Origin of the sequence: Helicobacter pylori, assembly GCF_030323545.1 — a bacterium.
GTDB lineage: Bacteria > Campylobacterota > Campylobacteria > Campylobacterales > Helicobacteraceae > Helicobacter > Helicobacter pylori_CO.
In genome coordinates, this window is sequence record NZ_CP122954.1 from 1,541,020 (window position 1) to 1,560,560 (window position 19,541).

The following is a 19,541-nucleotide window of genomic DNA, read 5'->3' on the forward strand; positions in this document are numbered from 1 at the left end:
CCATGCTCTCTTTAAAACAAGATTCCTTTTTTTTCTTATGTTTAGGGATCTTTCTTTTTTATTTTTATAGCCTTTTGAGGGATTTAATGCCTTTTTTACCCCCTATGATTGGGTTTTTATTCTTGTTTTATGCGAAAAAATACGATCACTTTTTGCCCAGTTTGAGCGTGTTTGGTTGTTTGTTTTGGTTTGAAAGCATGCATTTAAAGACTTTAGGCGTTTTAGCTTTATTGTTTTTAATCTACCACCAAATCGTCTATAAAAACTCTTTAAAGCTTTTTAATGACGGCTTTTTATTCAAAACTTTGCATGTCTTTTTGGTTTATTACCTCTATTTATCGCGCTTTTTTTCGGTGTCTTTGGGTTTGAAAATACTCGGCTTTCTCGCTCTTTTTGCTTTAATAGAGAGCGCTTTGTGGGGTTTGTATGAAAAATCTTCGCTATAAGCTTTTACTCTTTGTTTTTATAGGGTTTTGGGGGTTATTGGTTTTAAATTTATTTATTTTAAGCGTTAAAAATCAAGAATACTATGAAAAACTGGCTGAACGAAACATGACTAAAAAGGAATTTCTAATCCCTACAAGGGGCAATATTACAGACAGAAACCATGAGTTTTTAGCCACTAATGAATTGGTGTTTGGCGTGTTTTTACCCAGCGGATTGAAACAAAAAGAACTTTTAGAAAAAATTGAAATAATCCAAAAGTTTTTCCCTAACTTTTCTAAAGAAACGCTTTTAAACACTTACCAAAAAGAAAATTCGCTTTATAACCATAACCTCATTAAAGTGGTTGGCTTCATTCCTTATGCCACCATGCAACCTCTTTATACCAAACTCATCCAAACTCAAGGCATTTTTGCACTTCCCTTAGACAAGCGCTACTACCCTAATAACGCTTTAGCTTCGCATGTTTTAGGCTATGTGGGGGTGGCAAGCTTGCAAGACTTGAAAGACGATGAAGAAAATCAATACAGCCAGATTGTGGGCAAAACCGGCATTGAAAAAGAATATAACAAGCTTTTACAAGGCAAGGTGGGCTATAAAATCATGCGTGTCAATGCACTCAATCAAGAATTAGCCACCTTAGAAGTCGTGCCGCCAAGCACCAACAACCACTTGCAATTGAGTTTAGACAAACGCTTGCAAAAAGAAGCGGACAAGCTCTTTGAAAATAAAAGGGGGGCTATTTTAGTGATGGATGCAGAAAATGGGGAATTGCTCGTTGCAGGAAGTTACCCTGAATACAATTTGAACGATTTTGTAGGCGGGATCAGTCAAGACAAATGGCAAAAACTTCAAGATGATATTTATAACCCCTTATTAAACCGCTTCGCTAACGCCTTGTATCCGCCGGGATCTGTGGTTAAAATGGGCGTGGGGTTGAGCTTTTTAGAAAACCTTCATATCACAGAAAACACCACCATACCCACCCCCCCCTTTATTGAAGTGGGTAAGCGCAAATTTAGGGATTGGAAAAAAACCGGGCATGGCAATTCTAATTTGTATAAAGCGATTAGAGAGTCCGTGGATGTGTATTTTTATAAGTTTGGGCTTGAAATCTCTATAGAAAAACTCTCTAAAACCTTAAGGGAAGTGGGCTTTGGGGAAAAAACGGGCGTTGATTTGCCGAATGAATTTGTGGGGATTGTGCCGGATAATTTGTGGAAACTCAAACGCTTCAATCAAGCTTGGCGCGTTGGGGACACGCTCATTACCGCTATTGGGCAAGGCTCTTTTTTAGCTACGCCCTTGCAGGTTCTAGCCTACACGGGGCTCATTGCTACGGGCAAACTGGCAACGCCTCATTTCGCTATCAACAACCAACAACCGCTCAAAGATCCCCTGAATAGCTTTCAAAAAAAGAAGCTCCAAGCCTTGAGAGTGGGCATGTATGAAGTGTGTAACCATAAAGACGGCACCGCTTATCATTCCACAAGGGGTTCTAAGGTTACTTTAGCGTGTAAAACCGGCACCGCGCAAGTCGTGGAAATCGCTCAAAACATCGTCAACCGCATGAAAGAAAAGGATATGGAATATTTCCATCGATCCCATGCGTGGATTACCGCATTCTTGCCTTATGAAAAACCCAAATACGCTATCACTATTTTAGTAGAACATGGGGAAGGGGGGTCAAAACTAGGGGGATTGTTAGTGAAAATGAGTAATAAACTCTATGAACTTGGCTATCTTTAATAAAATTCTAAATCTTTTCAAAAACGCAACCTTTTAAACGCTAAAGACCATTGGCCAACTTGTTTCCAACTCATTCTACCGCTCTATAACTCAGTCTAACGGGTGGCTTAAAACTGGCCTTTATTAAAGGAAATTCTAAAAGCGTAACTTTAATTGGATTTAGGCTTGCTGTATTTTTGGCCTTTTCTAACCGCATATTGACAGCTAAAGTCTTGCTTAATATTTTTAAAAAATGGGGTTTTAGTTATTTTTCGTTTTAGATTTTATCATTATTTTCTTAAAGGGATAGAGAGGGTTATTTTGCGCCATTTCCCCCCTTAAGAAATAACGCTTTTTAAGAAATTGTCGCTTGATTAGCGCAAGCTCTTTTCGTTTTGTTTTAAAAATACTTTTAGCGTTTTTAATGCTCAATGAGAAAAGAGCTTTTTATTAACGCCTAAAAGCACCCCCTCCATTCATCTTAAAGATGAATGTTATCCAAATGGCTTAAAAAGCCGGGATAATCGCTCCCTTATAGGTATCCAAAATAAATTTCCTGGTCTTTTCACTCTGCAAAGCTTCAATCAGCGCTTTTATGGCTTCATCTTGCGCGTTATCCTCACGAGCGGCTATTAGATTGGCATAAGGCGAGTCCTTGTCTTCTGAAAATAAGGCTCCGGTGAGTTTTGCTTGCAAGGCATAATTCCCTGTTACAATAGCCCCATCCACATCCCCTAAAACTTTAGGCAATAGTGCGGCTTCTAAAGGCTTGATTTTGATGTTGTAAGGATTTTTGACAATATCAAACTCCGTAGCGTATAGATTGCTTGGGTCTTTGAGAGCGATAAGGCCTTGCTTATGCAGTAAAATCAACGCCCTGCCTTGATTGGCCGGATCGTTTGGCACAGCAATCACTGATCCTTTTTTAAGGTTTTTAATGTCCGTGATTTTTTGAGAATAAAATCTTAAAGGCTCCACATGGATATTGGCCAAACCAACAAGGTGCATTTTTCTGTCCAAATTAAACCGATCCAAATAAGGGCGGTGTTGGAAGTAATTCGCGTCTAAAGAGCCGTCATTGAGCGCTAAATTAGGCAACACATAATCCGTAAAAGACACGATCACTAATTTGATCCCTTTCTCTTTCAAATCATCCACGACTGATTGCAAGATCTGCGCATGCGGCACAGGGTTAGCGCCCACTTTAAGCTCACGAGTGATTTTGTGGTTTTCTTTTTTTTCTTTGTGGTGTTTGGCGTCTAAAAGGTTAAAAAAACCTAAAGCAATTACCCCTACACTAATAATACGCTTGAATATATTCATAAAAACCCCTTTATTAAAAAAAAATTAATTCAAAAATGATAAAAAGATAAAACGATACGAAAATTCTAGAAACTGGCAAAGAATAAAAAGAAAAGGATTCAACCAAGAAAAACGAAGTTTCTCTTGATCAAACGGCGAATTAAACCATTAAAGCTTAATGGAATTTTCTTTAAGATACTCTGCAACGCCTTGGTGAGTCGCTTTCATGCCTTTATCGCCTTTTCTCCAGCCTGCTGGGCACACTTCACCATGTTCTTCAAAGTGTAAGAGAGCGTCTACCATGCGAAGCATCTCGTCTGCATTCCTACCTAATGGCAAGTCATTGATCACTGCGTGTCTTACTTTCATGTTTTTGTCAATCAAAAAAGCACCTCTCAAAGCGATCGCTTCTTCAAACAGCACATCATAATCTCTAGAAATGCTCTTAGTAATATCAGCCACCATAGGAAAAGACACTTGACCGATACCGCCTTTTTCCACAGGGGTGTTCTTCCATGCAAAATGCACTTGTTCGCTGTCAATAGACACGCCAATCACATTAAAGCCTTTTTCGTGGAAGTCTTTCACTCTTTTGTCAAACGCAATGATTTCTGTAGGGCATACAAAAGTAAAATCTTTTGGCCAAAAGAAAAGGATCGCACCATTTTTGCCTAAATTTTTAGAAAGCTCAAAGTGTTCATCAACCTCATTGTTTCCTAAAACGGCAGGCGCTTTAAAATCGGGGGCAAGTTTTGTAACTAACATATACAACTCCTTAAGTGTTTTAAAATTTTGTTGAATCAAAATTAAACCTAAATAGATTTAATTTATTATGCTTTCCACTCAATCAGCGGAAACATGGTGGAGTATATTCTTAAAAAGTTAATGAAAGGATATTTCCTTTTAAATTTTAAGATTTTGTGAAAAATAGTTTCATTTTTACTGCTTGTATTTCCTTAAATAGTGTTATAATTGCTTCATAAATCATGCAAAAGGAATTGTCATGCTAATCGCTCGCTTTAAAAAAGCTTTAATCTCTTATTCTTTAGGTGCGCTTATTGTTTCATCTTTATTGGGCGTGGCTAACGCTTCAGTGCAAGAAGTTAAAGTCAAGGATTATTTCGGGGAGCAAACTATAAAGCTTCCTGTTTCTAAAATAATCTACTTGGGTAGCTTTGCAGAAGTGCCTGCAATGTTCAATACTTGGGATAAGGTTGTAGGCGTTTCGGATTACGCTTTTAAATCTGATATTGTTAAAGCCACTCTCAAAGATCCTAAACGCATTAAATCCATGAGCAGTGATCATGTGGCGGCGTTGAATGTGGAGCTTTTAAAAAAGCTTAGCCCCGATCTTGTTGTAACCTTTGTGGGCAACCCCAAAGCGGTAGAGCATGCGAAAAAATTTGGGATTTCATTCCTTTCTTTCCAAGAAAAAACCATTGCGGAAGTCATGGAAGATATTGACGCTCAAGCTAAAGCCTTAGAAATTGACGCTTCTAAAAAACTGGCCAAAATGCAAGAAACTTTGGATTTTATTAAAGAGCGTTTGAAAGATGTCAAAAAGAAAAAAGGGGTGGAACTTTTCCACAAAGCCAATAAGATTAGCGGCCATCAAGCCCTTGATTCAGATATTTTAGAAAAAGGGGGCATAGACAATTTTGGCTTGAAATACGTTAAGTTTGGGCGTGCTGACATTAGCGTGGAAAAAATCGTTAAAGAAAACCCTGAAATCATTTTCATTTGGTGGGTAAGCCCACTCATACCTGAAGACGTGTTAAACAACCCCAAGTTTTCCACCATCAAAGCCATTAAAAACAAGCAAGTCTATAAACTCCCCACAATGGATATTGGCGGGCCTAGAGCCCCACTCATAAGCTTGTATATTGCTTTAAAAGCCCACCCTGAAGCCTTTAAGGGTGTGGATATTAATGCGATGGTTAAAGACTATTATAAAGTGGTTTTTGATTTGAACGATGCAGAAATTGAACCCTTTTTATGGCACTGAATTTTAAAAAGGGCTGATATTTTTTAGCCCTTCGTGTATCGTGCTAGGCTTAAAACAAGCCCTATAGCGATGCAATTCGCTAAAAGCGAACTCCCTCCATAGCTCAAAAACGGCACCGCTAGACCTTTAACCGGAAGAATCCCGCCCACTCCAAAGGCGTTGATCACCAAAGAAAAACTAATAAGCAGCACCACGCCCACACAAAATAGCGAGTACTTTGGCTCTTTCAAGCGGTTAGCGATCCTAAAAATCAAAACAATCAAAACAGAAAACAAAATAAAACAAACGCATAGCCCCAAAAAACCCCATTCTTCGGCGATCCCAGCTAAAACCATGTCCGTATGCACTTCGCTCAAAAACCCAAGCTTGATCTGCCCAAGCCCAAGCCCTTGCCCAAACAAGCCCCCATTATGCATGGCATTGCCTGCATGAAAGACTTGATAGGATTCGGGCAAGTCGCTTATTCTAAGAGCGTTCGCTAATTTATCCGGCAAAAGCGTGAAAAGCGAATTTTGCAAATTAGACCACCACAATTTTAGGCGTAAAATCCTATGAGCGCTTGTAACAACCGCTAAAACGCTGATCGCAAACGCCCCTGAAACAATCAAGCCAAACAAATGCACGCTCCCCCCAGAAAAAACCAATAACACCGCTAAAACCGCTCCCAAAAGAACGATCTGCCCCAAATCGTTTTGCAAAACCCCCACCCCAATCGCTAATACCACAAACACTACTGAATAAGGCACAAAAGTGATGAGTTCTTCTTTCACATTAGCCTTTTCTTGTGCCACAAAGGTGCGAGACAAACTCCACGCAAGAAAAAAGGTGAAACCAATCTTTAAAAACTCCAAAGGCGCTAGAGAAAAAAACCCCAAACGAATCCAACGCTTCGCCCCCCCAGCGCTGCTGGAAAGGCTTTCTGGCAAAAAAAACATGCCAATAATGAGTAATGGCGGGATAAAAAGAAGAAAAAACCCCAAACAGCTAAACCACTTGCCAGGATCCACCCGAGACAACCCCCACATGATAACAATCCCCATGACCGCGCTTAAAAGCTGGCGTATGAAAAAATGGAATTCCCCATAATGATACAGCACCACTGTGGTGTAAGTTGAGAGCGAATAGCTCATCAATACCCCCAAAAAAATCAATAGCGAAGCGCAAAAAAACAGGTTTCTGTCTGTAGTCATTAGGATTTCCTTATTTTGGTTTTTGAATAGGCGTTCTCTTAAGGTATTTTAGGGGTATTTTACACTATAATGGCTCTGAATTGGCTTAGCGCTCAAGCTTAAACATGCTTTGAAATTGATCGCATTCTTTAAGTGAGGAAGCGAACCGATTTTGGAATGTTTTTTGCATACTATGAATTTGCAAGGGTTTAAAAAAGGGGTTTTGATGGATTTTTCTAAAGCGTTTGGGTTGGTTTATAAAGCGCTAGATTATAGGGCTTTAAGGCAGGATATGATCGCTTCTAACATCGCTAATGTGGATACCCCCTTTTACAGGCCAAAGGATTTGGATTTTGAAAGCGTTTTAGCGGAGAAAAAAGCAGAAATTTTTGAAAACCAAACCAGTAAAGTTTTGCCTTTAGCCCACACTAACCCTAGGCATTTAGACTTTGAAAATAGCGCTAAAAATGGGGCAAGCCTTTTTTTTAGAGATGGGCATTTGGCTAAAAATGATGGCAACAGCGTGGATTTAGACATAGAAACGAGTGAAATGGGCAAGAACTCTACCATGTATTTAGCCTTGAGTTCGGCCTTAAAAAAGTATCGAGGCGTGATCAATTACGCCATTGATTCCAGTAAGAATTTATAGTTAAGGGAAAGCATGTTTTTATCTTCTTTTGATATTAGCGGTTATGGTTTGTCCGCCCAACGCTTAAGGGCTAATTTGATTTCTTCTAATATCGCTAACGCTAACACCACGCACACGAGCGAAGGAGGCCCTTATAGGAGGCAAGAAGCGGTGTTTAAGGCTTTTGATTTCAATGAGATTTTAAACCAAAAAATCGCTCAAAACCATCAAATTACCCCCTATGAAGATCCCTTAGATGAGGGCGATGACAACCCCTTAATCCCTATCACAAGCGTAGTGGTGGATAAGATCGTGCGCGATGATAGCGAGCCTTTGATGAAATACGATCCCAGCCACCCTGACGCTAACGCTCAAGGCTATGTGGCTTACCCCAATGTGAATGCGGTGGTTGAAATGGCGGATTTAGTGGAAGCGACTAGAGCCTATCAGGCCAATGTTGCAGCCTTTCAAAGCGCTAAAAACATGGCGCAAAATGCGATTGGCATGTTACAAACATGAACGATTTTCAACAATTTATGGTAGTATAAGAAAATTTAGGTAGTATTAGCCAAAGATCAGTAGAATACAGAAATGAATAAAATATTTGATAGAGTTAAATTTTTAAAAAAGAGCTTAAGGAGGTTCTATGCAAGCCATACACAATGATAAAAGCTTATTGAGTCCTTTCTCTGAGCTTAACACGGACAACAGGACTAAAAGAGAAGAATCAGGTAGCACCTTTAAAGAACAAAAGGGTGGGGAGTTTTCCAAACTCTTAAAACAATCTATCAATGAGCTTAACAACACTCAAGAGCAATCTGACAAAGCCTTAGCCGACATGGCGACAGGGCAAATCAAAGATTTGCACCAAGCGGCTATCGCTATAGGGAAGGCTGAAACGAGCATGAAACTCATGCTTGAAGTGCGCAACAAAGCGATCAGTGCTTATAAAGAGCTTTTAAGAACGCAGATCTAGTCTCTTAAGTGGCGTCTCTTTAAATGATCGCTTGGTCCTTTTTAAAGAGAGGGTTCGTTGTTGCTACGCCCTATTTTAACAGATTCTATCATCAAAAATTCATGTTCTCATGCGTTGTGAAAATCCAGTGCTACGCCATTTTCAAGTGAGCGTTCATGGATAATAAAAACATTGATCCCAGTTTCAACCCAGAGCGGTTTTTAGAAACCCAAAAATACAAGGGTTCTGTTACGGCATTAATCTTTTTATTGCTTTTTTTTATTTTTTTAATGGTGGCTTTTAAAAAAGCTTTTTTTGCCCAAGCCAACATGCCCAATCTAGTGATGAGCAAACAAGACACTGCGACTAGGGGGACTATCTATAGTCAAGACAACTACAGCCTGGCCGCTTCGCAAACCCTTTTCAAACTGGGCTTTGATACAAGGTTTTTAAACCCGGATAAAGAAGATTTTTTCATTGATTTTCTCTCTATTTATAGCAATATCCCTAAAAAGTCCTTAAAAGACGCCATCAATACGAAGGGCTATATTATTCTAGCCTATGATCTCACGCCCAATATGGCCGCTAATATTAGAGACTTGAATAAGAAATTTTTAGCCTTTGGGGTTTTTCAAAATTTCAAAGACGCGCACGATAAAGTGTGGCAAAAACAAGGGCTAAACATTGAAGTGAGCGGCGTTTCTAGGCATTACCCTTATCAAAATAGCCTAGAGCCAATCATTGGTTATGTGCAAAAACAAGAAGAAGACAGGCTCACTTTAACTACCGGTAAAAAAGGCGTTGAAAAATCTCAAGATCACTTGCTTAAAGCCCAACAAAATGGCATAAGAACAGGCAAAAGAGACGTGAGCTTTAACTTCATTCAAAACCACTCTTACACAGAGATTGAGCGCCTTGATGGCTATGAGGTGTATTTGAGCGTTCCTTTAAAGCTCCAAAGAGAAATTGAAACCCTATTGGATAAAACCAAAGACAAACTCAAGGCTAAAGAAATCCTAGTGGGTATCATTAACCCTAAAAGCGGGGAAATCTTATCGCTGGCTTCAAGCAAGCGCTTCAATCCTAACGCCATTAAAACCAGCGATTATGAAAGCTTGAATTTGAGCGTTGCCGAAAAGGTTTTTGAGCCAGGCAGCACGATTAAACCCATTGTTTATTCCTTGCTGTTAGACAAGAATTTAATCAACCCTAAAGAACGCATTGATTTAAACCATGGCTATTACCAATTAGGAAAATACACCATTAAAGATGACTTTATCCCTAGTAAAAAAGCCGTTGTGGAAGACGTTTTGATCCAATCTAGCAATGTGGGCATGATAAAAATCAGCAAAAATCTCAACCCAGAGGATTTCTATAACGGGCTTTTAGGCTATGGATTTTCTCAAAAAACGGGCATTGACTTATCCTTAGAAGCCACAGGGAAGATCCCTCCTTTATCCGCTTTCAAGCGTGAAGTGTTAAAGGGCAGCGTCTCTTATGGCTATGGGTTGAACGCGACTTTTTTGCAACTTTTAAGGGCTTATGCGGTGTTTTCTAATGAAGGCAAATTGACTACCCCCTATTTAGTGCAACGAGAAACCGCCCCTAATGGCGATATTTACATCCCTAGCCCCAAACCCACTTTTCAAGTCATTAGCCCCAAAAGCGCTAGGAAAATGAAAGAAACCTTAATCAAAGTGGTGCGTTATGGCACAGGCAAAAACGCTCAATTTGAAGGGCTATACATAGGGGGCAAAACCGGCACGGCTAGGGTTGCCAAAAACGGGAGTTATAGTGCGGAGTCCTACAACAGCTCTTTTTTTGGGTTCGCTGAAGATGAAAGGCAGGTTTTTACTATCGGCGTGGTTATCTTAGGCTCGCACGGCAAGGAAGAATATTACGCTAGCAAGATTGCAGCCCCTATTTTTAAAGAAATCACCGAAATTTTAGTGCGTTACAGTTATCTATCGCCCTCTATTACGATTCAAAATGCGTTGGAGAAAAACCGCTTTAAGATAAAATAAAAGGCTCTTTTCAACCCAAACTCCAAAAAAGGAGTCTTAAGTTGCCGGCTCTGTGGCATTAAGGCCAAATTTAGAGGACAGATTAGAAAAATCTGTTTAAGTTAGATTGAACCCAATTAAATAAAATGAGACTTGCATGATCCCTAGAAAGACAATCAAAACTAACCCTTAAATCAAAAAAAAATGCGGATTAACTTGTTATTGCAATTTAAACGCAAGGTTTACAATAGGCGAGTGTTCAAAATTTAATCAAAATAATGTAAAATTAGAGCGAATATAAAAAATTGGCAGTATCAACTTAGGCTCATTAAAAGGCGAAATTCAAATGATTAAAAGCATAGAGATTGAAAATTACAAAAATTTCAAGCACTTTAAAATGGAAAATTTTAAACTTATCAACTTTTTTACCGGTCAAAACGATACGGGTAAAACCAACCTTTTAGAAGCCATTTATATCAACACGGGTCTTTGTGATCCTGCTGTTCAAGTCAATCTTCCTCCTGAACATGCCGTGAATATTAGTGAATTTAGGAAAATCAAACTCAATGCCGACAATCTAAAGACCTTTTTTTATCAAGAAAACACCGCTAATCCCATTAGTATTCGCACTGAATTTGAACACACTACTATCCCTCTTATTATCCAATACCCCACACAAACCAGTTACAGCAAAGACATCAATTTGAATGGCGATGATATTCATATGACAAACCTTATAAACAAAACAATAACGAAGCCACAGCTTCAATTTTCCTACAATCCATCTCTCTCCCCCATGACAATGACTTATGAATTTGAAAGGCAAAACCTAGGTTTAATCCATTCTAATTTAGACAAAATCGCTCAAATCTATAAGGAAAATGCGATGTTTATTCCCATAGAATTGTCTATTGTTAATTCTCTTCAAGTATTGGAAAATTTACAATTAGCAAGTAAAGAAAAAGAATTAATTGAAGTCCTAAAATATTTCAATCCTGATATTTTAAATGCTGTTACAATAAGAAAGTCTGTCTATATCCAAATCAAAGATGAAAACACACCCCTAGAAGAAAGCCCTAAAAGGCTTTTAAGTTCGTTTGGTTGGGGTTTTATCAAATTCTTTATCATGGCGAGCATTCTTATTGATAATCGTGTTAAGTATCTTTTCATTGATGAAATAGAAAGCGGTTTGCACCATACAAAAATGCAAGAGTTTTTAAAAACTCTGTTTAAGTTAGCTCAAAAATTACAGATTCAAATTTTTGCCACCACGCACAATAAGGAGTTTTTATTGAACGCTATCAACACCATGCCCAATAATGAAACGGGAGTTTTTAAAGACATAGCCTTGTTTGAGTTTGAAAAAGAAAGTTCTTCTGGCTTTATCAGACACAGCTATTCTATGCTAGAAAAAGCGCTCCATAGGGGCATGGAGGTTAGAGGCTGATGAGAAAAAAATCGTTTATGTGGAGGGCGAATCAGATAAAATCTTTCTAACGCTTTTAAACAAAGTAAAAAATTTATGCATTGATGATATTTTTAGTTGTAAGGGCAATACCAAGCTTTTTAAAGAAGCAGAGAGTATTAAAGAACACCTAAAAGCTAAGGGTATTTGCATCGTTTTTGATTCAGACAACCAAACAAAAGAGACTAAAATTCAAGAAATAAAGGAACAACTCCAAAAAAACCCAAAAGAAGAACACCGCTTAAATAATGAAGAGTTTAACCAGATTAAGATTTTTTTATTACCAGAAAATGATGAAAGCGAACACAACCCCAGATACTGCGAGCTGGAACATTTGCTAGAAAAAATGGCAAAAGAAAGTGAAAATGAAGCGTTTTACACAAGTTTCCGCCAACATTACAATGTGCTTTTTAATGAAGCCAAACAAATCAAACCTATCCAATCAGAACAAAAAAAACGCACTAAATGCTGGCTACACCCCTATATCACGCTTTCTATTCGTTTAGAGAGAGGTTTTGTGTTCCTTGTGAGTTAAACGATCTAGATCCTGTTACTACAACCACTAAAATGCTAGATGAGCCAAAAGATACAGAAATTCTTAAAAAATTTTTTAATTTTAACTTAAAGGAACTTCAAGCATTGATTGATTTTTTAAAATAAACCCAATAAAAACCCTTGATTTTACAAGCATTAGAATCTTTCTCAAATTGGGTTTAAACCGCTTAAAAAGCTTTGTAGCCATAAAATCCTAAAATAAAGGTTGTTTTGAAAACGCCATTCAAACACCCCACTAGATTAAAAATCATAAAACCATTCCCTCCCCCTTTTTTCACTTCAATGCACTTCGCTCCAAACTTTTCTTTTCCACGCATAAGCCAAGAACGACAGCACCGCAAAGAAAATCATGATTTTTATCCCTAAGGTATTCCTTTCATGTTTTTTCCTATCGCCTGCTTTTTCCAAATATGCGATGACTTGTTTTTGAGCTTGCTCACTCAACCCCACTCTAGGCATAGCCGTGCCAGGCAAAAGCTTTTGCGGATCGTTGATGAAAATATTCAAGCCATGTTCACCTTTAGCTCTAATCATCATGGACAAATCAGGCGCATGAGAGCCTAAATAATTGGCTAAATCTTTAGGATCGCTAAAGGCCTTATCTTTAGCATAATCCAGTCTATGACACCTTTGACAGCTTTGCGCGAACACTTCCTTATCGCTCAAATTTTTAGGCAAAATAGAAGTGAGATACGCCACAATATCGCTCAAATCTTGATCGCTAAATTGAGAAAACGCCGGCATGGGATATGGCCTTTCATCGTTGAACTTATGGCTCAATTTCGCCGTTTTCACAGGGTCTTTGATGAAGTGGGCTAAGAAATTCGCGTTCAAAACCCCCGCCACATGGCTTAAATCCGGTGGCACGACCCCAAACGAATTGCTCGCGCTAAGGCTGTCCATAGGGGCTGGAATGTTTTGAGATTTAATGCCATGACAAGCGGTGCAATTTTCAGCTACAAGCTGTTTGCCTTTATTAGCGTCGCCATTTTTTAAATCCATCGGCTCTAAATCCTTGAAAGCAAAATCTGCCGGAGCGACTTTAGGGTGCATCACCGAATGTGCATAAGGCTCAACCCCATAATAAATCACGCCTACCACCACAATAAGGATGATTAGAATCTTAAATTCTTTCATCTAACACCCCCTTGTTTCTTGCTCTCAGCGATAGTGATGATGGGCAACACCACAAAGAAAAGGGCCAAAAAAGTGATTGAACCTGCTAAGCCAATGTATTTACCGATCCCAAGCGGAGGTAATTTACCATAGATCGTTAAAACAATCATGTCAATGATTAAAAGCCAAAACCATACCATAAAAGCCGGCCGTTTGTGCGCGGGAGCGACCACTGGGCTTCTGTCCAAAAAGGGCAGTAAGAAAAAGATCACTTGCGCCACGCCAAAGGCCATTAGCCCTAAATCAGCGCTAAAGAAAAAACCCCTTAAGACTTCATAGCTCCACAAGAAATACCATTCAGGGTAAATGTGAGGCGGCGTTTTAAGGCTGTTAGCCCTTTCAAAGTTGATAGGATCCATCGCAAAATCATAGTGGTAACACACCAAGTAAAAGAAAAAGACCATGAACGCGCAAACCACAAAAATATCTTTAGACAAGAATACCGGCCAAAAAGGAATGACTTTGGATTCTTTTTTCTTGCCTTCAATGAATTTCTTTTCTTCTGATTCAAAGTCAATTTCTTCGCCTTCTTGGTTATTGACATGCGGGATGCGTAAAGAATAAAAATGCACCCCAATGAGTAAAATGATCGCAATGGGCAGTAAAAACACATGGAGCATGAAAAAACGCGTTAAAGTGGAATCCGCCACAACATAATTGCCCCTAATCCACTCCACCACATCAGCCCCAATGAAAGGAATGCCCCCAAATAAATTCGTGATAACCGCTGCAGCCCAATAGCTCATCTGCCCCCAAGGCAGCATATACCCGCTAAAGGCTTCCGCGCTAAAGACCACAAACAAAATCATCCCGCTAATCCAAATCATCTCACGACCCTTTTTGTAAGAGCCATAATAGATGCCAACAAACATGTGGATATAAATGATGACAAAAATCATGCTCGCTGCCGTGGCATGCATGTGGCGCCAAAGCCAGCCATAAGCCACTTCTTGCATGATGGTGAAATTCACGCTATCAAACGCCATTTTCGCATCAGGCTTGTAATACATGAGCAAGAAAATCCCTGAGATCACAAGCACGCCAAAAAGGGTCAATAAAATCACCCCCATAGCCCATAAAAAATTGATGTTTTTAGGGATCCAATATTCTGTCATTAGCACTTTAACAAGCTTGTTAGTGCCAAGACGCATGTCCAACCATTCGCCTAAATTCTTCGCTTTTTTTATCTCTGCCATGGAATTCTCCTTACGCTTTAGCCATCATTTTCTTGTATTCAGCCCCGGCTTCACCAAAAGTGATCTTAGTGCCTTCAATTTTAAAAGGCGGAATATCAAAAGGGCGTGGAGGGGGAGTGCCGGCAATATTCACGCCATCAGAAGTGAAACGCCCTCCATGGCATGGGCATAAAAAGCCTTTTTCTTCATCTTGATAAGTGGGGATACACCCTAAATGCGTGCAAATTTGAATGGCTGTGGTAAAAACGCTCCCGCCAATTTTAAAATCGCGCTTTTCATTAAAGCCCTCTTTTTTGGAACGCTTGAGGATATAGACCGGTTTCCCACGCCATTCCACGGTGGAAAACTGCCCTTCTTGCATATTCGCCACATCTATGGTCGTAAAACCGGCTGAAACAACGCTTGGAAGCGGATCCCAAGTCTTTTTCATCGCTACTAGACTCGCTATAGCCCCTATAGCTGTAACACTAGCAAGGCTCATTCCTAAAAAATCACGCCTTTGAATATCTGCCATGATTAAAAAACTCCTTAATGATAATTACCTTTTAACGACTAAAGGCATAGCAAATCCCTATTTTACAACAAACTCTCTTAATAATCTTTTTAAAATAACAAAATTAACGCTAGAATCAAACGCTTTTAGTGCCGCTTTAAAGAAATTTGAGCGCGCAAATGTTTCAAAAGGGTTTCTAAAATATCGTTATCGTCTTTGCTTGGGGCTTTCAGGCTTTCTTTCTTCTCACCGCTATAAGTGATGGTGATGTTTTGACTGAGATTAGAAAGTTTGATGATGCCAAGCTGGTTGGCTAGAATTTTAAGCGTAATGATTTGCAAAAATTGAGCACTCAAATCGTCTATTTTGCCAAACCTGTCTTCTATCTCTTCATGGATTTGCCCCACCTCATCTGTATTTTCACACAAACTCAAACGGCGGTACAAATCCAACCTCAAACTATCGCTTGCAATGAGTTCAGGGTTTAAAAAAGCGCTCACGCCAAGTTGGATTTCTACGCTCTTTTCAAGCCTTTTTTTTCCCCCACTCAATTCATAAATCGCATCCTCAAGCATGCGCGTATAGAGCGCATAACCGATATTTTTAATATGCCCGCTCTGATCTTGCCCAAGCAAATTCCCGCCCCCCCTGATTTCTAAATCATGATAAGCGACACTCTCCCCACTGCCTAAATACGAATTTTTTTCCAAAGCGAGCAAGCGTTTTAGGGCCTGTTCGTTCAAACTTTTTTGATCTTCTATGAGGAAATAGCAAAAGCCTTCTTTTTTGCCCCTCCCCACACGCCCTCTCAATTGGTGCAAATCAGCCAGCCCAAAATTTTGCACATTATCTATAATAATCGTGTTAGCGTTAGGCAAATGAATCCCTGATTCCACAATAGAAGTGCATAATAAAACCTGATAGTTCCCCTTAGCAAACTCTAACATGATTTCTTCGCTCTCATTGGCGCTAATTTGGGAATGCAAAATGGCGATTTTGAGTTTAGGGATTAAATCTTCTAGCTTGGTTTTGACTTTTGAAATGCTAGCGATGTGGTTATGGATGTAAAAAATTTGCCCGTTACGGCGTAATTCTCTATGAATAATCTCTTTTAAGAGTTCGTCATTCTTTTCTTTCAAAAAAGTGCGACTGGGCTTTCTGTCTGTGGGCGGGGTTTTTAAAGAGCTAATGCCTTTAATTTGAGAGAGCGCCATGTTTAAAGTGCGCGGGATAGGCGTAGCGGACATGCTTAAAAAATGCACGCTTTTGCTCAATTCTTTTAAAGCTTCTTTTTGTTTCACGCCAAATTTATGCTCTTCATCCACCACCACTAAGCCCAAGTTTTTAAATTTCGCGCCTAAAACCGCATGCGTGCCTACAAGAACATCAATTAGCCCTGATTCCACCGCCTTTAAAAGCTTGTTTTTTCCGCTCGCATACCTGTCCAAACGAGCCACTTTAACGCCAAAATTTTCAAAACGCACCCTTAAAGTCTCAAAATGCTGGTGCGCTAATAAAGTAGTAGGCACGACTAAAGCACTTTGAAAGCCGTTCAAAAACGCGCAAAAAATCGCATGCATCGCCACTTCTGTTTTCCCAAAACCCACATCCCCACTCAATAATCTGTCCATCACTCTCTTAGAGCTTAAATCCTTTGAAATTTCAGCGATAGCCTTTTCTTGATCGCTTGTGTATTCAAACCCCGCATGCGATTTAAAAATTTCCAACTCCGCTAAATGCGTGTCCATCTTTTTACCCAAGATCAGATTGCGTTCAGCCGCTAATTCAATGATCTTGCCTGCAATCTCTAAAAGCTTAGTCCTAACTTTAGCTTTCAGTTTGAGAAAACTCCCTTTCCCTAGCCGGTCTTTAATAGGAACGCTATCGCTTTGCGCCACATAGCGAGCGATTAGATGCAAATTTTCCACCGGTAATAGCAGTTTGTCTTCGCCCCAATAAGCGATTTCTAAAAAATCCCTCTTGCTCCCCAAAACGCTGTGTTGGACTAATTGGGAAAACACGCCCACCCCATAATCATCATGCACCACCCATTCGCCCGGATTTAGTTCATTCAAAGCGAGCTTGGATTTTTGGCGTTTTTTCTTCCTTTCAAAAGAATTGAGCGAAATAAAAATCCCATCAGGAGTTTTAAAGTTTAACACAAAGGGGGCGATGACGCATTCAATGCTGCTTTTTTCAAGCGCACTTACCGCATTGTCTAAAATCGTTTTGTTAGGGGCTAGGAGCGTGATTTTACGATTTGAATGCAAAGCGATAAAGCTTTCTAGGGCATGCGCATGGATTTCTAAATCTTCATAGCCTTGCGGGTTTTCTAAAACCTTTAAAGATTTGAAACGCTCACAATCCAATTCGTTTAAGCTCGCTAATTCTTGAATTTCTTCTAAAGCTCTAGGGCTTATAACGCTTTTATAAACGCTTAGCAAGTCTTGTGCTTTTTCCCCTAAAAACCACAAACCAAAACTGGTTAAATCTTTAGAAAAGCTATTGAATGGGCTTTGCTCCACTTTGGTTTTCAGATCCTTATAAGATGGTTCGTCCAAACTAAAAAGCGTGGGGGGGATTTCAATTTCTAACCAATCTTCTTTAAGGCTCATTTGAGTGGTGGGGTCAAATTCCTTAATGCTCTCACACTCCGTATCAAAAAAACTCAAGCGATACGCTTTAGAATTGGGCGCATAAATATCCACAATATCCCCCCTAAAGCTCGCTTCGCCTTCCACTTCCACTAAGTCTACAATTTCATAGCCATAATAAAAGAGCTTGTCTTTCAAGTCCTTAAGGTTATATTTTTCTAAAAGAGTGATTTTAAAGCTCTCTAAAAGTTCTTTTTTGGGTAAAGGGTGCAATAACGCGCTAATCGGGGCAATGATGATAGTTTCTTGCTTGTTTTCTAAGGCTTGATAAAACTCCCTTAAACCCCCTAAAAGCTGTAAAAATTCTTCAAAAAACGAACGCAAATCGTCATTTTTTTTAGCCCTAAACTCTGGGAAAAGAATGGCTTTGGTATTTGGCTTAAAATAGCTTATGACTTCTTTAGCGAGCTTGGATTCTTTAAAATCCTTACAAGCGAGTATTTGATAATCAAAGCCTTTGTTTAAGGCTCTATAAAGGCTAGATTGGATCATTCCCTATTTATTTTCAATTTTCTTTTCTTGCTCATTGATTAACAACGCCCCCCCTTGAATATTCTTAGGGCGAGTTTCCCCAATCAAAATCCCCTTCCTTTCCACCACAAGCTCTTGGCTAGAGATCTTACCATCAAGGCGTCCTAAAGGCATGATTTCTACCACTTCCGCCTCCACCGTGCCAGTGAACTTGCCATTGACCACTAATTTATTAGCAAAAATCTCACCCACTACCGAGCCGGTTTGCCCGATCACCACCGTACTTTTAGAATGCACCACCCCTTCTAATTCACCATCTATGTGCAAATGGTAATCCAAATGAAACTCACCCTTTATTTTTGTGCCTTGAGCGATGATAGTCGCTGGTCCTGTTTTTGCATTAGCTGATTTATTATTGTTATCAAAGATTGCCATCTGATGCTCCTTTCTTTATTGAAAACTTCTTCAAAATTTTTCATGTTCCATTTGGTGAAACTCATGGGGTTTATGGGCTGATCTAAAAAACGCACTTCATAATGCAAATGCGGCCCTGTGCTCATCCCTGTATTACCACTGTACCCAATTAACTGCCCTTTTTTGACAAATTCGCCCGTTTTTACGATGATTTTATTCAAATGGGCGTAGTAGGTTTTAAAACCAAAAGGGTGGAAAACTTTAATCAAATTCCCATACCCCCCATTCCACCCTTTGCCCGCTAATCCCACTACCCCGCTCGCGCTCGCATACACAGGGGTGTTAATAGCGGTGCTTAAATCAAGCCCGGTATGGTTGTGCAACACATGCAAAATAGGATGGATCCTTTTATTAAAGGCGGCTGAAACGCGCCGATAGGATTCTAGCGGGTAGTCATTAGGGATAAGGCGCATGATAAAGCTTTTTTGAAGCCCGGTAATCCCAGCGACATCTAAGCGGCTGGAAAAATTGCCCTCTTCTTTTTCTTCTTCAGGCCTATTCACTCCCACCACTTCTTCTAAATCGTTGACGCGTTCCCCTGAAAGTTGCAAATCGTCTAAAAATTCATCCATTTGCAAAGAAAGTTTTTCATTCGTCTCTTTTTTTTTCTCAAATTCCTTAGTGATTAAAGCATGCTGCTTGTCAATGTTTTTGATCTCTTGATTTAAAACCAGTAACGAAATGCCTAAAAACAATAAAGATCCCACAACGCTCAACAGCGCATACAAGCCAATTTGACGGAATAAGATATGAACATTAATATAACGACTCCCTTTAGAGTCCGTAACCATCACAATCAAACGCCTGTCTAAAAACACCAAAA

General features: G+C 39.5%; 18 protein-coding genes and 1 pseudogene. 10 read left to right on the plus strand and 9 right to left on the minus strand.

Annotation, left to right across the window (positions count from 1 at the left end; genetic code table 11):
• Positions 1–2: 2 nt before the first annotated feature.
• Positions 3–446, plus strand: coding sequence for a hypothetical protein (locus QAP06_RS07425; protein WP_286465653.1), 444 nt, complete (start codon positions 3–5; stop codon positions 444–446).
• The gene (gene mrdA, locus QAP06_RS07430; protein WP_286465654.1) at positions 427–2,193 is read left to right on the plus strand and encodes a penicillin-binding protein 2; all 1,767 of its coding nucleotides are present in this window, start codon (positions 427–429) and stop codon (positions 2,191–2,193) included. The genes QAP06_RS07425 and mrdA overlap by 20 nt, the downstream gene beginning before the upstream one ends.
• A gap of 486 nt (positions 2,194–2,679) precedes the next feature.
• Here mrdA and QAP06_RS07435 read toward each other — a convergent pair whose 3' ends face one another.
• Together QAP06_RS07435 and QAP06_RS07440 are read right to left on the minus strand one after the other, a co-directional pair.
• The gene (locus tag QAP06_RS07435; RefSeq protein ID WP_286465655.1) at positions 2,680–3,495 is read right to left on the minus strand and encodes a MetQ/NlpA family ABC transporter substrate-binding protein; all 816 of its coding nucleotides are present in this window, start codon (positions 3,493–3,495) and stop codon (positions 2,680–2,682) included.
• 147 nt (positions 3,496–3,642) lie between these two features.
• Entirely contained in the window at positions 3,643–4,239 is a 597-nt protein-coding gene (locus QAP06_RS07440) for a peroxiredoxin (RefSeq protein WP_000961631.1), read from the minus strand.
• 238 nt (positions 4,240–4,477) lie between these two features.
• Here QAP06_RS07440 and QAP06_RS07445 point away from each other — a divergent pair, with 238 nt between their 5' ends.
• On the plus strand, positions 4,478–5,479 hold the full coding sequence (locus QAP06_RS07445; RefSeq protein ID WP_286465657.1) for an ABC transporter substrate-binding protein: 1,002 nt from the start codon (positions 4,478–4,480) through the stop codon (positions 5,477–5,479).
• A gap of 23 nt (positions 5,480–5,502) precedes the next feature.
• Here the strand turns inward: QAP06_RS07445 and QAP06_RS07450 are convergent, their stop codons facing one another.
• Positions 5,503–6,669 carry an FtsW/RodA/SpoVE family cell cycle protein gene (locus QAP06_RS07450; protein WP_286465658.1) on the minus strand — a complete coding sequence of 389 codons (1,167 nt, stop codon included), beginning with the start codon at positions 6,667–6,669 and terminating at the stop codon, positions 5,503–5,505.
• Positions 6,670–6,841: 172 nt separating this feature from the next.
• Between QAP06_RS07450 and flgB the strand changes: the two genes are divergently transcribed.
• The 7 genes and pseudogenes from flgB to QAP06_RS07485 all read left to right on the plus strand — a co-directional run bounded on the left by flgB (position 6,842) and on the right by QAP06_RS07485 (position 12,359).
• Complete coding sequence (flgB, locus tag QAP06_RS07455; RefSeq protein WP_286467661.1) at positions 6,842–7,297, plus strand: flagellar basal body rod protein FlgB; 456 nt, start codon at positions 6,842–6,844, stop codon at positions 7,295–7,297.
• Between the two features lie 12 nt (positions 7,298–7,309).
• Positions 7,310–7,795 carry a flagellar basal body rod protein FlgC gene (gene flgC / locus QAP06_RS07460; RefSeq protein WP_128075396.1) on the plus strand — a complete coding sequence of 162 codons (486 nt, stop codon included), beginning with the start codon at positions 7,310–7,312 and terminating at the stop codon, positions 7,793–7,795.
• A 127-nt stretch (positions 7,796–7,922) separates the two neighbouring features.
• A complete protein-coding gene (gene fliE, locus QAP06_RS07465) occupies positions 7,923–8,252 on the plus strand; it encodes a flagellar hook-basal body complex protein FliE (RefSeq protein ID WP_001147918.1) in 330 nt (109 codons plus the stop codon).
• Between the two features lie 23 nt (positions 8,253–8,275).
• Positions 8,276–8,401, plus strand: coding sequence for a transcriptional regulator (locus QAP06_RS07470; RefSeq protein ID WP_286465661.1), 126 nt, complete (start codon positions 8,276–8,278; stop codon positions 8,399–8,401).
• Between the two features lie 6 nt (positions 8,402–8,407).
• Positions 8,408–10,255, plus strand: a complete 1,848-nt coding sequence (locus QAP06_RS07475) for a peptidoglycan D,D-transpeptidase FtsI family protein (protein ID WP_286465662.1) — start codon at positions 8,408–8,410, stop codon at positions 10,253–10,255.
• A gap of 325 nt (positions 10,256–10,580) precedes the next feature.
• Positions 10,581–11,681: an AAA family ATPase gene (locus QAP06_RS07480; protein WP_286465663.1), complete on the plus strand. Its 1,101-nt coding sequence runs from the start codon at positions 10,581–10,583 to the stop codon at positions 11,679–11,681.
• 19 nt (positions 11,682–11,700) lie between these two features.
• Positions 11,701–12,359: pseudogene (locus QAP06_RS07485) on the plus strand (hypothetical protein).
• A gap of 174 nt (positions 12,360–12,533) precedes the next feature.
• Here the strand turns inward: QAP06_RS07485 and QAP06_RS07490 are convergent.
• From QAP06_RS07490 to csd1, 6 genes are all read right to left on the minus strand, one after another.
• The gene (locus tag QAP06_RS07490; protein WP_286465664.1) at positions 12,534–13,391 is read right to left on the minus strand and encodes a cytochrome c1; all 858 of its coding nucleotides are present in this window, start codon (positions 13,389–13,391) and stop codon (positions 12,534–12,536) included.
• Positions 13,388–14,626: a cytochrome b gene (locus tag QAP06_RS07495; RefSeq protein WP_000807850.1), complete on the minus strand. Its 1,239-nt coding sequence runs from the start codon at positions 14,624–14,626 to the stop codon at positions 13,388–13,390. The genes QAP06_RS07490 and QAP06_RS07495 overlap by 4 nt, the downstream gene beginning before the upstream one ends.
• Before the next feature lie 10 nt (positions 14,627–14,636).
• The gene (locus QAP06_RS07500; RefSeq protein WP_000763650.1) at positions 14,637–15,140 is read right to left on the minus strand and encodes a ubiquinol-cytochrome c reductase iron-sulfur subunit; all 504 of its coding nucleotides are present in this window, start codon (positions 15,138–15,140) and stop codon (positions 14,637–14,639) included.
• A gap of 125 nt (positions 15,141–15,265) precedes the next feature.
• Positions 15,266–18,265: a transcription-repair coupling factor gene (mfd, locus tag QAP06_RS07505; protein ID WP_286465666.1), complete on the minus strand. Its 3,000-nt coding sequence runs from the start codon at positions 18,263–18,265 to the stop codon at positions 15,266–15,268.
• Positions 18,266–18,268: 3 nt separating this feature from the next.
• Positions 18,269–18,679 carry a bactofilin family protein gene (locus QAP06_RS07510; RefSeq protein ID WP_033590932.1) on the minus strand — a complete coding sequence of 137 codons (411 nt, stop codon included), beginning with the start codon at positions 18,677–18,679 and terminating at the stop codon, positions 18,269–18,271.
• Positions 18,598–19,536, minus strand: coding sequence for a peptidoglycan DD-metalloendopeptidase Csd1 (gene csd1, locus QAP06_RS07515; RefSeq protein ID WP_286465667.1), 939 nt, complete (start codon positions 19,534–19,536; stop codon positions 18,598–18,600). The genes QAP06_RS07510 and csd1 overlap by 82 nt, the downstream gene beginning before the upstream one ends.
• Positions 19,537–19,541: the final 5 nt, after the last annotated feature.

What these genes read in the sequence shown, in the direction of transcription:
- fliE (WP_001147918.1), top strand. Translation starts at nt 7,923, where the DNA reads ATGCAAGCCATACACAATGATAAAAGCTTATTGAGTCCTTTCTCTGAG.
- QAP06_RS07450 (WP_286465658.1), bottom strand. Translation starts at nt 6,669, where the DNA reads ATGACTACAGACAGAAACCTGTTTTTTTGCGCTTCGCTATTGATTTTT.
- flgC (WP_128075396.1), top strand. Translation starts at nt 7,310, where the DNA reads ATGTTTTTATCTTCTTTTGATATTAGCGGTTATGGTTTGTCCGCCCAA.
- QAP06_RS07490 (WP_286465664.1), bottom strand. Translation starts at nt 13,391, where the DNA reads ATGAAAGAATTTAAGATTCTAATCATCCTTATTGTGGTGGTAGGCGTG.
- QAP06_RS07445 (WP_286465657.1), top strand. Translation starts at nt 4,478, where the DNA reads ATGCTAATCGCTCGCTTTAAAAAAGCTTTAATCTCTTATTCTTTAGGT.
- QAP06_RS07500 (WP_000763650.1), bottom strand. Translation starts at nt 15,140, where the DNA reads ATGGCAGATATTCAAAGGCGTGATTTTTTAGGAATGAGCCTTGCTAGT.
- QAP06_RS07510 (WP_033590932.1), bottom strand. Translation starts at nt 18,679, where the DNA reads ATGGCAATCTTTGATAACAATAATAAATCAGCTAATGCAAAAACAGGA.
- QAP06_RS07480 (WP_286465663.1), top strand. Translation starts at nt 10,581, where the DNA reads ATGATTAAAAGCATAGAGATTGAAAATTACAAAAATTTCAAGCACTTT.
- QAP06_RS07425 (WP_286465653.1), top strand. Translation starts at nt 3, where the DNA reads ATGCTCTCTTTAAAACAAGATTCCTTTTTTTTCTTATGTTTAGGGATC.
- mfd (WP_286465666.1), bottom strand. Translation starts at nt 18,265, where the DNA reads ATGATCCAATCTAGCCTTTATAGAGCCTTAAACAAAGGCTTTGATTAT.
- QAP06_RS07435 (WP_286465655.1), bottom strand. Translation starts at nt 3,495, where the DNA reads ATGAATATATTCAAGCGTATTATTAGTGTAGGGGTAATTGCTTTAGGT.
- QAP06_RS07495 (WP_000807850.1), bottom strand. Translation starts at nt 14,626, where the DNA reads ATGGCAGAGATAAAAAAAGCGAAGAATTTAGGCGAATGGTTGGACATG.
- QAP06_RS07470 (WP_286465661.1), top strand. Translation starts at nt 8,276, where the DNA reads ATGATCGCTTGGTCCTTTTTAAAGAGAGGGTTCGTTGTTGCTACGCCC.
- flgB (WP_286467661.1), top strand. Translation starts at nt 6,842, where the DNA reads ATGAATTTGCAAGGGTTTAAAAAAGGGGTTTTGATGGATTTTTCTAAA.
- QAP06_RS07440 (WP_000961631.1), bottom strand. Translation starts at nt 4,239, where the DNA reads ATGTTAGTTACAAAACTTGCCCCCGATTTTAAAGCGCCTGCCGTTTTA.
- QAP06_RS07475 (WP_286465662.1), top strand. Translation starts at nt 8,408, where the DNA reads ATGGATAATAAAAACATTGATCCCAGTTTCAACCCAGAGCGGTTTTTA.
- mrdA (WP_286465654.1), top strand. Translation starts at nt 427, where the DNA reads ATGAAAAATCTTCGCTATAAGCTTTTACTCTTTGTTTTTATAGGGTTT.